This is a genomic window from Janthinobacterium lividum (assembly GCF_034424625.1).
In the GTDB taxonomy this organism is placed as follows: domain Bacteria; phylum Pseudomonadota; class Gammaproteobacteria; order Burkholderiales; family Burkholderiaceae_D; genus Janthinobacterium; species Janthinobacterium lividum.
The window spans coordinates 4,314,061-4,326,467 of record NZ_CP139976.1 but is presented as its reverse complement, the minus strand read 5'-3'; the positions used below and the strand labels follow the sequence as shown (position 1 = coordinate 4,326,467).

Annotated in this window: 13 protein-coding genes and 2 tRNA genes; 13 read left to right on the top strand and 2 right to left on the bottom strand. The window is 58.5% G+C overall.

Annotated features, from left to right (window positions below):
• The first annotated feature begins 116 nt into the window (after nt 1–116).
• Together sugE and U0004_RS19555 are read left to right on the top strand one after the other, a co-directional pair.
• On the top strand, nt 117–437 hold the full coding sequence (gene sugE, locus U0004_RS19560) for a quaternary ammonium compound efflux SMR transporter SugE (protein WP_034783172.1): 321 nt from the start codon (nt 117–119) through the stop codon (nt 435–437).
• Between the two features lie 23 nt (nt 438–460).
• Nucleotides 461–790 (top strand): SMR family transporter, encoded by a 330-nt coding sequence (locus tag U0004_RS19555; protein ID WP_070258090.1) that lies wholly within the window; start codon nt 461–463, stop codon nt 788–790.
• A 162-nt stretch (nt 791–952) separates the two neighbouring features.
• Here the strand turns inward: U0004_RS19555 and U0004_RS19550 are convergent, their stop codons facing one another.
• Nucleotides 953–1,915: a M14 family metallopeptidase gene (locus U0004_RS19550; RefSeq protein ID WP_080753417.1), complete on the bottom strand. Its 963-nt coding sequence runs from the start codon at nt 1,913–1,915 to the stop codon at nt 953–955.
• A 138-nt stretch (nt 1,916–2,053) separates the two neighbouring features.
• On the opposite strand from U0004_RS19550, the gene U0004_RS19545 reads away from it, so the two are divergent.
• Nucleotides 2,054–3,166 carry an acyltransferase family protein gene (locus U0004_RS19545; RefSeq protein WP_070258158.1) on the top strand — a complete coding sequence of 371 codons (1,113 nt, stop codon included), beginning with the start codon at nt 2,054–2,056 and terminating at the stop codon, nt 3,164–3,166.
• Nucleotides 3,167–3,169: 3 nt separating this feature from the next.
• On the opposite strand, the gene U0004_RS19540 is transcribed toward U0004_RS19545, so the two are convergent.
• Complete coding sequence (locus U0004_RS19540) at nt 3,170–3,634, bottom strand: hypothetical protein (RefSeq protein ID WP_070258093.1); 465 nt, start codon at nt 3,632–3,634, stop codon at nt 3,170–3,172.
• A 136-nt stretch (nt 3,635–3,770) separates the two neighbouring features.
• Here U0004_RS19540 and U0004_RS19535 point away from each other — a divergent pair.
• From U0004_RS19535 to U0004_RS19490, 10 genes are all read left to right on the top strand, one after another.
• Nucleotides 3,771–3,847 (top strand) — tRNA-Val (locus tag U0004_RS19535).
• Nucleotides 3,848–3,927: 80 nt separating this feature from the next.
• Nucleotides 3,928–4,004, top strand: a tRNA-Val gene (locus U0004_RS19530).
• A gap of 210 nt (nt 4,005–4,214) precedes the next feature.
• The gene (gene thrS, locus U0004_RS19525; protein WP_070258160.1) at nt 4,215–6,122 is read left to right on the top strand and encodes a threonine--tRNA ligase; all 1,908 of its coding nucleotides are present in this window, start codon (nt 4,215–4,217) and stop codon (nt 6,120–6,122) included.
• A gap of 12 nt (nt 6,123–6,134) precedes the next feature.
• Nucleotides 6,135–6,695 (top strand): translation initiation factor IF-3, encoded by a 561-nt coding sequence (gene infC, locus U0004_RS19520; protein ID WP_205711303.1) that lies wholly within the window; start codon nt 6,135–6,137, stop codon nt 6,693–6,695.
• A 227-nt stretch (nt 6,696–6,922) separates the two neighbouring features.
• The gene (rpmI, locus tag U0004_RS19515) at nt 6,923–7,120 is read left to right on the top strand and encodes a 50S ribosomal protein L35 (protein ID WP_038493025.1); all 198 of its coding nucleotides are present in this window, start codon (nt 6,923–6,925) and stop codon (nt 7,118–7,120) included.
• A gap of 26 nt (nt 7,121–7,146) precedes the next feature.
• The gene (gene rplT, locus U0004_RS19510; protein WP_010399214.1) at nt 7,147–7,506 is read left to right on the top strand and encodes a 50S ribosomal protein L20; all 360 of its coding nucleotides are present in this window, start codon (nt 7,147–7,149) and stop codon (nt 7,504–7,506) included.
• 270 nt (nt 7,507–7,776) lie between these two features.
• On the top strand, nt 7,777–8,793 hold the full coding sequence (pheS, locus tag U0004_RS19505; RefSeq protein WP_034751917.1) for a phenylalanine--tRNA ligase subunit alpha: 1,017 nt from the start codon (nt 7,777–7,779) through the stop codon (nt 8,791–8,793).
• A gap of 78 nt (nt 8,794–8,871) precedes the next feature.
• On the top strand, nt 8,872–11,298 hold the full coding sequence (gene pheT / locus U0004_RS19500; RefSeq protein WP_070258095.1) for a phenylalanine--tRNA ligase subunit beta: 2,427 nt from the start codon (nt 8,872–8,874) through the stop codon (nt 11,296–11,298).
• A gap of 169 nt (nt 11,299–11,467) precedes the next feature.
• Nucleotides 11,468–11,815 (top strand): integration host factor subunit alpha, encoded by a 348-nt coding sequence (locus tag U0004_RS19495; protein WP_010399205.1) that lies wholly within the window; start codon nt 11,468–11,470, stop codon nt 11,813–11,815.
• Between the two features lie 10 nt (nt 11,816–11,825).
• Nucleotides 11,826–12,230 (top strand): MerR family transcriptional regulator, encoded by a 405-nt coding sequence (locus tag U0004_RS19490; RefSeq protein WP_034783182.1) that lies wholly within the window; start codon nt 11,826–11,828, stop codon nt 12,228–12,230.
• Nucleotides 12,231–12,407: the final 177 nt, after the last annotated feature.

Sequence of the window (12,407 nt, the reverse complement as noted above, 5' to 3'; positions counted from 1 at the left end):
GCTGGCGGCAAGAGTTTTCACCCAATGGTATACTTTTCCCTTTGCTCCAGTGGGGACGACCCTGCTCGATGACGGGGCTATATGGCGGGGACGACCCTGCCGCCTCGGGAGAAAGTATGGCGTGGATCATTCTGGTATTGGCGGGCTTGCTGGAAATTGGCTGGGCCATCGGCCTCAAATACAGCGCCGGCTTTACCCGCCTCGTGCCATCCGTATTGACCGCCATTTCCATGCTGGGCAGCGTAGTGATGCTGGGCCTGGCCTTGCGCACCTTGCCGCTGGGCACGGCCTACGCCATCTGGACGGGCATCGGCACCGTCGGCACGGCCATCTTCGGCATCATGGTGCTGGGCGAGCCGGCCAGCGCCGCGCGCATCGCCTGCATCGCCCTGATCGTGTCGGGCATCCTGGGCTTGAAACTGCTCAGCCCACAATAAAGGATGCCAGCATGAGTCTTGCCATGACGTATTTCTACCTGGTTATCGCCATCATCGCCGAAGTCATCGCCACCAGCGCCTTGAAGGCGTCCGAGGGCTTCAGCCGCTTGTGGCCCAGTGTCATCACCGTGATTGGCTACAGCATCGCCTTCTGGTGCCTGTCCCTGACCTTGAAGGTCATTCCTACCGGCATCGTGTACGCCATCTGGTCGGGCGTGGGTATCGTGCTCATTTCCGCCGTCGGCTGGTTCTGGTTCAAGCAAAGCCTCGACACGCCAGCCTTGATCGGCCTGGGGCTGATCATTGCCGGCGTGCTTGTCATTAACTTGTTTTCCAAGTCGGTCGGCCACTAAGAGCTTATCCCAGTAGCTGAATACATCCCCTGCTGGCGCCCCTCAGAAGCGGGGAACTGCGTTGATCGTCGTCGCGTGGCTCGCCACGCGTCCTCCTCACGCCTTGTCCGCGCTCCTGATGAACTACCAGCAGATGACGCTCCCTACTGGAATAGGCTCTAATCAAAAGCTGGCGGCGACCCTTGCCAGGTAATACCACTCGGCATTCGCCGCCGCATTGACGTCCGGGAATAGGATGTAGGCGTCGAATTCGGCCGTCACGGGCGTGCCGTCCGCGCGCACGCCGATCTGCTCGCCCTGTTTGACCTTGTCAAAGCTGGACCAGGTCTTGATGAAGCGGTCGCCCGCATCGAGCTTGTCGTGCACGACGACCATGTTCAGCGCTTCCATGTCGGCGTCGGCGATCGCTTCCGGCTGCGGCGCGTCGATGAAACCCAAAAAAGCCAAGGTGTTCATGATGGCGCGGTAAGCAACATCCGGCGCGGCCGGGTCCGCGTGCTGGCCGCATTCCAGGGTCAAGGCGTAGCCGCCCGTCGAGCGCATGTATTCCGTCGTGCCCACGCCGTAGCGCAAGACCAGGCCCACCTGGTCGCTATTGCCCAGGCGGCGCTGCACGCCCTGGCCGTACGCATGCAGCCAGCCGTCGACGAAGCGGCGCACGCCCAGGCGGCGCGCCAGCGCGCGTTCCTTTTCTTCATGTTTAAACGGTTGCAGCGGGCCATCGTTGTTGCGTGGACCCACCATGACGAATGGCTGGCTGTCGGCATTGAACGAGTGCAAGTCCAGCAGCACGTCGTGCTGGCCCAGCAGCGGGCACAGCCAATTGGCGATGCGGTCTTCGAAATCCTGCGGATTGTCGTTCGGGAAAAGATTACGGTTCAGGTTGCGGTCGCCGCTGCGCACGCCCTTGGCATAGGCCAGCGGATTGGTGATGGGCACGAAGGTGACGCTGCCGGCCACGATGGAGAGGGCGCCGCTGTCGAGTTCAGCCATCACGCGGTGAATGCCCTTGGTGCCGCAGGTTTCATTGCCGTGCACGGCGCCCGTGACGATCAGGCGCGGGCCGCTGCCCTGGCCCGTGTAGTTGATGGATTTGAAGTGGAGTGCGCTGCTCATGCTGGACATATCCTATGCTGTTGCGGGAAGGGAAAGCGGGGTCGGCATATTTTAGCGGGATTCGCCGTGGACGCCTGTAAAAAGTTGGCCATGGCGGCGTGCGGCGTGGCATGATCGGCGCCACCGTTGTTTTCCCTTGCCGATTCCATGTCCAGTACGTCCCATCCTTTCCGCCTGTACGGCCTCGATACCTTGCGCGCGCTGGCCATCGTGCTTGTCTTCATGAACCATTATTTGCTGTTCGTTAGCGAGGGTGGGGCGTTTGGTTTCTGGGGCGAAATCGGCTGGACGGGCGTGGACCTGTTCTTTGCCCTCAGCGGTTATCTGATCGGCAACCAGATTTTTGCGGCCTTGCGCAGCGAACATGGATTTTCCTTGCCGCGTTTCTATGCGCGGCGCTTCCTGCGCACCTTGCCCAGTTTTTATGCCGTGCTGGCCCTGTATTACTTGTGGCCCGCGTTCCGCGGCGATAGCGCGCTGCTGCCCCTGTGGAAATTCCTGACCTTTACGCAAAACATCAATCTGACGCCGGGTACGGCGTTTTCGCATGCGTGGTCCTTGTGCGTGGAGGAGCAGTTCTATGTGCTGCTGCCGGCCGTGGCCCTGGTGATCGCCGCCTGCCGCAAGTCGCTGCTGTGGGCCTGGCTGGCCGTGGCCGCCAGCTTTATCGTCGGCATGCTGGTGCGCGCCTATTTGTGGGATGAATACGTGCAAGTGCCGCGCGGCGGCCTCGGGTATTACAAGTATATTTATTACGCGTCGTGGTGCCGCTTTGACGAGCTGGTGGCGGGCGTGGCGCTGGCGCTGCTGAAAAATCACCATCCGGTCGCCTGGGCGCGCCTGACCTCTTACGGCAACCGCAGCTTGCTGGCGGGAATCGCGGGCACGGCGCTGATGTTTTATGTGTTTCTCACCGATCACTATGGCTATTGGGTGACGGTGTTCGGCTATCCGGCCCTGGCGGCCAGTTTTACCCTGCTGCTGATCGCGGCGCTGAGTCCCGCCAGCGCACTCTATACACTGCGCGTGCCGGGCGCCGCCAGCCTGGCCTTGTGGTCGTATGCGATCTATCTGCTGCACAAGCAGCTGTGCATTTTGCTGCGCCCCTTGTTGCAAGACTTTGGCTACGGGCCGGATGGCCTCACGGCGATACTGGTCAGTATCGCTGTGAGCATCATCACGGGCTGGCTCTTATATAGATTGGTGGAAACGCCGTTCATGCGCTTGCGGGCGCGCTATGTTCCCGCGAATCATGCGTGACGACTACATGTCGATTACATCGAGTCCCCGTGGCGTGCCCACCAGCAATTCCAGGATGGCATGCACGCGCAGATTCGTGTCTTCATGCTCCGTGTTGTAGATCAGGGCGCGCAGGCCAGGCACGGCTTCCGTGATGTGGTCGCTGGCGTAGGCATTGATCAATAACAAGACCAGGTCCGTGGCGCCCGCGCCGGGCTGGCGCCGCAGCCGGTCGTGGATCACGTTCAGCAGCGCGCGCTGCATGCGCGGCGTGGGATTGGTGATGTAGGCGAAGACGCTCGGCGTGTTGGCGATGGCCGCGCAAATGCGCCGTTCGATCTCGTCAGGTTTTACGTCGGAGGCGATATCGAAATACGCGGCTTCCCAGTGCGTGCGTGCATATGGGTGGCCGGGCGGAAAGGAGTCGGCCGTTTCAAAACCGCAGATGCGGCTCAGGGTTTTCAGCCAGGCTAATATGGTGGAGTTCATGCCGCGATTCTAGCGGCATTCCGCGTGCGCAGGGCCTACTCTATATAAAGGGGGCTGACGCCCGGAGAGTGATTAAAGTTTCCTGTAAAACAGCCCTTGTCATTCTGGGAAAGCCTCTCTATAATGCTGGTCTTCGGGGCGGTTAGTTCAGCTGGTTAGAATACTTGGTCGACATCCAAGGGGTCGGGGATTCGAATTCCTCACCGCCCACCAGAATTTGGCAGTAGATGGTTTTTAAGCTGGCGCAAGCCGCAAGCGGTCATTTGAAATACAATGATCAACAAAAGTTTTACGGGCGGTTAGTTCAGCTGGTTAGAATACTTGGTCGACATCCAAGGGGTCGGGGATTCGAATTCCTCACCGCCCACCAGAATGCAGTTAGAGAGAAAGGTAAAACCGGTTATGACACCGCGAACTACTACCAAGCTTTGGGAGTGACGCTAGTCGAACGGGTTTCCTTTGTCTCAAGAAAGTGAAAAACGCGGCTAGTCCGCGTTTTTTTGCGTCTGCGTTTTCCTTTCAGTATTTTACCCATCACATTGCAGTTTTACCTGGCGCCAGCGCCGATATGGAGATCAATATGCTTACAATCCGACTTCCCGATGGTTCCGCCCGTCAATTCGACGGCCCGGTCACCGTGGCCCAGGTTGCGGCCAATATTGGTACCGGTCTGGCCAAGGCTGCGCTGGCCGGCAAGGTCGACGGCAAACTGGTCGATACTTCCTATCTGATCGAGCAGGATGCGGAACTGGCGATTGTCACGGACAAGGACGCGGACGGCCTGGAAGTGATCCGCCACTCGACGGCCCACTTGCTGGCGTATGCCGTCAAGGAATTGTTCCCTGACGCGCAAGTGACCATCGGTCCCGTGATCGACAACGGCTTTTACTATGACTTCGCCTACAAGCGTCCGTTCACGCCCGAAGATTTGACGGCGATCGAAAAGAAAATGGCGGAACTGGCCAAGAAGGATGAGCAAGTCACGCGCAAGGTTGTCGCGCGCGACGAAGCCATCGAATACTTCAAGGGTATCGGCGAGGCGTACAAGGCGGAGCTGATCGGCTCGATTCCCGCCGACCAGGAAGTGTCGCTGTATTCCGAAGGCAAGTTCACGGACTTGTGCCGCGGCCCCCACGTGCCATCGACGGGCAAGCTGAAAGTCTTCAAGCTGATGAAGCTGGCCGGCGCCTACTGGCGCGGCGACTCGAAAAACGAGATGCTGCAGCGTATCTATGGCACGGCCTGGGCCAAGAAGGAAGACCAGGAACTGTACCTGCACAATCTGGAAGAGGCGGAAAAGCGCGATCACCGCAAATTGGGCAAGCAGCTCGATTTCTTCCATTTCCAGGAAGAAGCGCCAGGCCTGATCTTCTGGCATCCGAAAGGCTGGTCGATCTGGCAGCAAGTTGAGCAATACATGCGCAATGTGTATCAGGTCAACGGCTACCAGGAAGTCAAGGCGCCGCAAATTCTGGACCGTGGCCTGTGGGAAAAAACCGGTCACTGGGACAATTACCGTGAAAACATGTTCATCACGGAATCGGAAAACCGCGCCTATGCGCTGAAGCCGATGAATTGCCCTGGCCATATCCAGATTTTCAACAATGGCATGCGCAGCTACCGCGACTTGCCATTGCGCTACGGCGAATTCGGTCAATGCCACCGCAATGAACCGTCGGGCGCCTTGCACGGCATGATGCGCGTGCGCGGCTTTACGCAGGACGATGGTCACATCTTCTGCCTGGAAGAGCAGATCGCCGGCGAAGTGACGGCGTTCCACCAGCAGGCGATGGATGTGTATACGGCTTTCGGCTTCACGAATATCGACGTGAAACTGGCCTTGCGCCCGGATAACCGCATCGGTACGGAAGAGTCGTGGGATTTCGCCGAGGAATCGCTGCGTTCGGCCTTGCGCGCCTGCGGCGTGGAATGGACGGAATTGCCGGGCGAGGGCGCGTTCTACGGTCCGAAGATCGAGTACCACCTGAAAGACAGCCTGGGCCGCGCATGGCAAGTGGGTACCGTGCAGATCGATCCGTCGATGCCGGGCCGCCTGGGTGCGGAATACGTGGCCGTGGACAATACGCGCCAGGTGCCCATCATGCTGCACCGCGCGATCGTCGGTTCGCTGGAACGTTTCATCGGCATCCTGATCGAACACTATGCGGGCGCCATGCCGCTGTGGTTGTCGCCAGTGCAAGTGTCGGTGTTGAATATTTCCGACGCTCAAGCCGACTATGTACAGGAAGTTACAACAAAACTGCGCAAAGCGGGGCTGCGCGTACAGGCTGATTTGCGTAACGAGAAGATTACCTATAAAATACGTGAACATTCCGTACAAAAATTGCCTTACATCTTAGTGATTGGCGACAAAGAGCGGGATGCGAATACAGTGGCCGTGCGGGCGCGGGGCAATGTCGATCTGGGCGTCATGTCCGTCGATGCCCTGATTGAGCGACTCAAACAGGAAGTCGACACCAAGGCCTGACGAGGAAACTCGCTGCACGACCGTCTTACAAGATTTTTAAAGGAAATTACAATAGCTACTGACAAGTCACATCGCATCAATGGCGAAATCACTGCCCCTGAAATGCGTTTAAGCGGGGTCGATAACGAGCCACTCGGTATCGTAAGTTTGGCTGAAGCCTTCCGCCTGGCGGAAGAGGCAAACGTCGACCTGGTGGAAATTGCGCCTACCGCGCAGCCACCGGTGTGCCGTTTGATGGACTACGGCAAATTTAAGTATTCGGAGCAAAAGAAAGCTCACGAAGCCAAATTGAAGCAAAAGATCATCCTCGTGAAGGAAGTCAAATTCCGTCCGGGGACTGATGATGGTGACTACAATATCAAGTTGCGTAATCTCATCAAGTTCCTCGAAGATGGCGATAAAACCAAGATCACCCTGCGTTTCCGCGGTCGTGAGATGGCGCATCAGGATATTGGCTTCCGCATGCTGGAACGTCTGAAAGCCGACCTGGAGCCGTACGGCCAGGTCGAGCAGTTCCCGAAGATGGAAGGCCGCCAAATGATCATGGTTCTTTCGCCTAAGAAGAAGAAGTAAGCTACAATAGCGTTTTACTGTGGATCGACGTGGTTTGTGCCTGCATGGGCGCGACACCAGATTCCAGGCAGAATTTGCGCGGCCCGGTCAGCAATGCCCGGGCCGCGTGAACTGTAGTGGACTCGCATCCGCTGCACAACATGTGAAAGCAGGCATCTAAGCGCAGCGTCGTGTTGCCACCTGCAATCCTGTTATAAATGGAGCTGTCCGTAAGAGGACAGATTGCTATGCCTAAAATGAAGACCAAAAGCTCCGCGAAAAAACGTTTTCGCGTGCGTCCAGGTGGAACAGTCAAGTCGGGTCACGCGTTCAAACGCCACATCCTGACCAAGAAAACCACCAAAAACAAACGTCAGTTGCGCGGTACCCGTAACATCAACGCATCGGATGTCACATCCGTCATGCGCATGATGCCGACTGCTTAATCTCACACTCAATTTAAGGAGTTACTATGCCTAGAGTAAAACGTGGGGTTACAGCTCGTGCCCGTCATAAAAAGATTCTTGTTCAAGCTAAAGGCTACCGTGGTCGCCGCAGCCGTGTATACCGTGTTGCCAAGCAAGCAGTTATGCGCGCTGGCCAATACGCTTACCGCGATCGCCGCAACAAGAAACGCGTTTTCCGCCGCCTGTGGATCGCCCGTATCAACGCCGCTTCCCGTGAGCATGGCGTAACGTACAGCGTATTCATGAACGGCTTGAAAAAAGCAAATATCGAACTGGACCGTAAAGTCCTGGCCGATATGGCTGTGATGGACAAGCCAGCATTCGCTGCGATTGTCAACGCAGTTAAAGCAAAAATCGCTGCGTAAGCATCGGTCATTGCACAACGTCATCCGTAGGGTGACGTTAGAACGGCGACCGACAAAATCGTCGCGAGCGGAAGGGAGTTGCGGTCGAGAAGCGCAACCGTACGAAGGTACGGTGAGCATCGCACACCGTAAATCACGACGCGCAGCAGATTAGGTCGGTTGTCATAAAGAGCGGGGCAGGGGTGTGAACCTTATGCCCCGTTTCCGTTTTTGATTGTTGGACTTTAGATAAGCGAGTCCAGAATTGATGTCCAAAACAGGAAATGCCGCATGAACTCCCTAGAAGAACTCGTCGTCTCGGCCCAGGCTGACTTTATCGCCGCCGCAGACGCTGCCGCACTTGAAAACGCCAAAGCCCGCTACCTGGGCAAGACTGGCCAGATTACTGAAATGATGAAGGGCCTGGGCAAGTTGGACCCGGACGCGCGCAAGGCGCAAGGCGCCCTGATCAACGCCGTCAAAGTGCAGATCGAGGACGCGCTGACGGCGCGCCGTGACGCACTGGCCGATGCACAGATGCAAGGCCGTCTGAACGCCGAAGCGATCGACGTGACCTTGCCAGGCCGTGGCCGCATGCCCGGCGGCATCCATCCCGTGATGCGCACGTGGGAGCGGGTCGAGGAAATCTTCCGCTCGATCGGCTTCGACGTGGCCGACGGCCCCGAAATCGAGAACGACTGGACCAACTTCACGGCGCTCAACAGCCCGGAAAACCACCCGGCCCGTTCCATGCAAGACACGTTCTACATCGACGGCAACGATACCGATGGCAAGCCCTTGCTGCTGCGCACGCACACGAGCCCGATGCAGGTGCGCTATGCGCGCACGCACACGCCGCCGATCAAGGTCATTGCGCCAGGCCGCACCTACCGCGTCGACAGCGACGCCACCCATTCGCCGATGTTCCACCAGGTCGAAGGCCTGTGGATCGCCGAAGACATCAGCTTTGCCGACCTGAAGGGCGTGTACCTGAATTTCGTCAAGGCCTTCTTCGAGACGGACGATTTGCAGGTGCGCTTCCGTCCATCGTACTTCCCGTTCACGGAACCGTCGGCCGAGATCGATATCGCCTTTGGCTCCGGTCCATTGAAAGGCCGTTGGCTGGAAGTGTCGGGCGCCGGCCAGGTGCATCCGACCGTGGTGAAGAACTTTGGCCTCGATCCCGAGAAATTCATCGGTTTTGCTTTCGGCTCCGGCCTGGAACGCTTGACGATGCTGCGTTACGGCATCAACGACCTGCGCCTGTTCTATGAAGGCGATTTAAGGTTCCTGAAGCAATTCAACTAAGCGTTGTTCCGTTTGATTCATGGCGCTTGAGCGCCTGTGCGCTCGCGCTGTGAGCTTTGACCCTTTGAAGGCTTGATTATGCAATTTTCCGAAAACTGGCTCCGTACCATGGTCGATCCGAAGATGACTTCGGACGAACTGGCCCATCTGCTGACCATGTCCGGTCTCGAAGTCGAGGACGTCGATCCTGTCGCCCCGCCGTTCTCGAACGTGGTGGTAGGCCTGGTCCTGGAGATGGAAAAACATCCGAATGCGGACCGCCTGAATGTGTGCCAGGTCGATGTCGGCACGGGCACCATGCTCAACATCGTCTGCGGCGCGCCGAACGTGCGCCCGGGCTTGAAAGTCGTGTGCGCGATGGCGGGCGCCGTGCTGCCGCCTGGCGCCGATGGCAAGCCGTTTGAAATCAAGGTGGGCCAGCTGCGCGGCGTCGAGTCGCAAGGCATGCTGTGCTCCGCGCGCGAATTGAAATTGTCGGAAGAAAACGCCGGCTTGATGGAATTGCCGGACGACGCGCCGATCGGCCAGAATTTCCGCGATTACTTTGCGCTCAACGATTTGAAATTCACCATCAAGTTGACGCCGAACAAGGCGGACTGCCTGTCCGTGCTGGGCGTGGCGCGCGAAGTGTCGGCCTTGACGGGCGTGCCCCTGAATGCGCCGCAGTTCCGCACCGTGCCGGTTTCCAGCGACGAAATCCTGCCCGTGAAAGTCAGCGCGCCGGACCTGTGCGGCCGTTTCACGGGCCGCGTCATCCGCGGCTTGAACGCCAAGGCAGCCACGCCGGACTGGATGAAGCAGCGCCTCGAGCGCAGCGGCCAGCGTCCGCTGTCGGCCCTGGTCGACATTTCCAACTATGTCATGCTGGAACTGGGCCGTCCCAGCCACGTGTTTGACCTGGCAAAGATCCACGGCAGCCTCGACGTACGTTGGGGCAAGAAGGGCGAGTCCGTCAAGCTGTTGAATGGCAACACCATCGCCGTCGACGAGTGGATCGGCGTCATTGCCGATGAGCAGGAAATCGAATCGCTGGCCGGCATCATGGGCGGCGACGCCAGCTCGGTGTCGGACGATACGGACAGCATCTACCTGGAAGCGGCATTCTGGTGGCCGAACGCCATTCAAGGCCGCGCGCGCCGCTTGAATTTCTCGACCGATGCGGCACACCGCTTCGAGCGCGGCGTCGATTTCGCCACCACAGTCGAGCACATCGAGCGCATCACGGCCCTGATCGTGGAAATCTGCGGCACGCCGGCCACGACCGTCGGTCCTGTCGACGACCACGTGGTGAACCTGCCGCAGCGCCAGCCCGTGTCGATGCGCACGGCGCGCGCGCAAAAAGTCATCGGCGTGCCGCTCAACGATGAGCTGATCGCCGATATCTTCACGCGCCTGGCCCTGCCATACACCCTGGCGGACGGCGTGTTTTCCGTGACGTCGCCCAGCTACCGTTTCGACATCGAGATCGAGGAAGACCTGATCGAGGAAGTGGCGCGCGTGTACGGCTTTGAAAACATCCCGACCTTGCCGCCCGTGGCCGCGAACGTGATGCAGATTGCACCGGAAAATACCCGCTCGCTGTTTGCGGTACGTCATGAGCTGGCCGACCTGGGCTTCCAGGAAGTGGTTAACATGAGCTTTGTCGATACGGCATGGGAGCGCGATTTCTCGGGCAATACGAACCCGATCAAATTGCAGAACCCGATCGCCAGCCAGATGAGCGTGATGCGTTCCTCGCTGATCGGCAGCCTGATCGCCAATGTGCGCTACAACCTGAACCGCAAGACGAACCGCGTGCGCATCTTCGAAGTGGGCGCCATCTACCAGCGCGACGACAGCGTGGAAAACGGCCCCTTGTCGGTGGCTGGCTACGCCCAGCCGAAGCGCGTGGCGGCCATGGCCTACGGCGCGGTTGCCGACGAGCAGTGGGGCCAGGCTGCGCGCACGGTCGACTTCTTCGACGTGAAGGCGGACCTGGAAGCGCTGTTTGCACCGCTGGTCTTGCGTTTCACCAAGGCGGAACATCCGGCCCTGCATCCGGGCCGTTCGGCCAATGTGGAGCTCGATGGCAAGGTCATCGGTTTCATCGGCGAATTGCACCCGCGCTGGATGCAAAAGTACGACTTGCCGCTGGCGCCCGTGCTGTTCGAAGTCGACGCCGCTGCCTTGACGCAACGAGTCGTGCCGGCATACCAGGAAATCTCGAAATTCCCTGGCGCCAGCCGCGACTTGGCCGTGGTCGTCAAGCAATCGGTAGCCGTGCAGGATCTGCTCGACAGATTCCATGCCGCCGCCAAGTCGAGCCCGGCAGCGCGTATCGTGCAAGCCATTGTTTTATTTGATGAATATCGTGGAAAAGGGCTGGAAGTGGATGAAAAAAGCCTTGCTTTCCGGATTAGCTTGCAAGATACTCAAAACACCCTGCAAGACGACGTCGTCGACGGCCTGATGGCTGTCCTGATCGATGCGGCCAAGCAGGGCCACGACGCGAAACTGCGTTCGTAATTACCGGACGGCCGTCGCCTTGCGTGACGGCCTTTCCGTCGTCAACCGTAGACGAGCTTGCCATGTGGCAGGCTCGGGCGCACAGAAAAGGCAGGGCAGGAAAATTAATAACAGCGACGTTGATTCCGCCGTACTGCAATCCGCACTGGCCGCCGATTTGCATCGGGCCATGCTGGTTGCCAAAGTGCGCCAGGAAGCGGAAAAAGATTTACCCACCTTGACCAAGGCGGAACTGGCCGAATTGTTGTTCGAGCAAGTGGGCCTGAACAAGCGCGAAGCGAAGGATATGGTCGAGACCTTTTTCGACGAGATCCGCAATGCGCTCGAGCGTGGCGAGGCCGTCAAGCTGTCCGGTTTCGGCAATTTCCAGTTGCGCGACAAGCCGCAGCGGCCCGGCCGCAATCCGAAGACGGGCGAAGAGATTCCCATCACGGCGCGCCGTGTCGTGACCTTTCATGCGAGCCAGAAGCTGAAAAGCATGGTCGAAGAGACCAGTCCGCTGGCACGTGCTGCCTGAGTGAGTGGCGATGAACGAGCGCATCAGTAAAACCGAGTTGATCGCCTTGCCGCCCATTCCGGCGAAACGCTATTTCACGATCGGCGAAGTGAGCGAATTGTGCGGCGTCAAACCGCACGTGTTGCGCTACTGGGAGCAGGAGTTTTCCCAGCTCAAGCCGGTCAAACGACGTGGCAACCGCCGTTATTATCAGCACCATGAGGTGCTGCTGATACGCCGCATCCGCGAATTGCTGTACGAGCAGGGCTTTACCATCAGCGGCGCGCGAAACAAGCTCGACAGCCGTGGCGCATCGCATGCCATCCTTGACGAGTTGCCAGTGCTGCCGGCCATGCCCGTTGTGCCGCAGGAAGCGCCGCTGGACCGCGTGTGGATACGCAATGAATTAATTGCGATTTTAAACTTGCTAAAATAAGATTTGTACCAATATAGGTGGGGTTGTCCGGTAGCAGTTGACTAAGTTGACTATACTGCATGGGCGCTCCGTCTTGGCGTTGACGCTACCGTACGGCGCGCCATATTTTGAATATAATGTTAATGTTGCGTTTTTGTTAGTGACGCTAAGCCGGGGCAGCGTTCAGGTTCCGGTAGT

What these genes read in the sequence shown, in the direction of transcription:
- U0004_RS19550 (WP_080753417.1), bottom strand. Translation starts at nt 1,915, where the DNA reads ATGTCCAGCATGAGCAGCGCACTCCACTTCAAATCCATCAACTACACG.
- pheT (WP_070258095.1), top strand. Translation starts at nt 8,872, where the DNA reads ATGCAATTTTCCGAAAACTGGCTCCGTACCATGGTCGATCCGAAGATG.
- U0004_RS19495 (WP_010399205.1), top strand. Translation starts at nt 11,468, where the DNA reads ATGCTGGTTGCCAAAGTGCGCCAGGAAGCGGAAAAAGATTTACCCACC.
- thrS (WP_070258160.1), top strand. Translation starts at nt 4,215, where the DNA reads ATGCTTACAATCCGACTTCCCGATGGTTCCGCCCGTCAATTCGACGGC.
- U0004_RS19490 (WP_034783182.1), top strand. Translation starts at nt 11,826, where the DNA reads ATGAACGAGCGCATCAGTAAAACCGAGTTGATCGCCTTGCCGCCCATT.
- rpmI (WP_038493025.1), top strand. Translation starts at nt 6,923, where the DNA reads ATGCCTAAAATGAAGACCAAAAGCTCCGCGAAAAAACGTTTTCGCGTG.
- U0004_RS19555 (WP_070258090.1), top strand. Translation starts at nt 461, where the DNA reads ATGACGTATTTCTACCTGGTTATCGCCATCATCGCCGAAGTCATCGCC.
- U0004_RS19545 (WP_070258158.1), top strand. Translation starts at nt 2,054, where the DNA reads ATGTCCAGTACGTCCCATCCTTTCCGCCTGTACGGCCTCGATACCTTG.
- rplT (WP_010399214.1), top strand. Translation starts at nt 7,147, where the DNA reads ATGCCTAGAGTAAAACGTGGGGTTACAGCTCGTGCCCGTCATAAAAAG.
- pheS (WP_034751917.1), top strand. Translation starts at nt 7,777, where the DNA reads ATGAACTCCCTAGAAGAACTCGTCGTCTCGGCCCAGGCTGACTTTATC.
- U0004_RS19540 (WP_070258093.1), bottom strand. Translation starts at nt 3,634, where the DNA reads ATGAACTCCACCATATTAGCCTGGCTGAAAACCCTGAGCCGCATCTGC.
- sugE (WP_034783172.1), top strand. Translation starts at nt 117, where the DNA reads ATGGCGTGGATCATTCTGGTATTGGCGGGCTTGCTGGAAATTGGCTGG.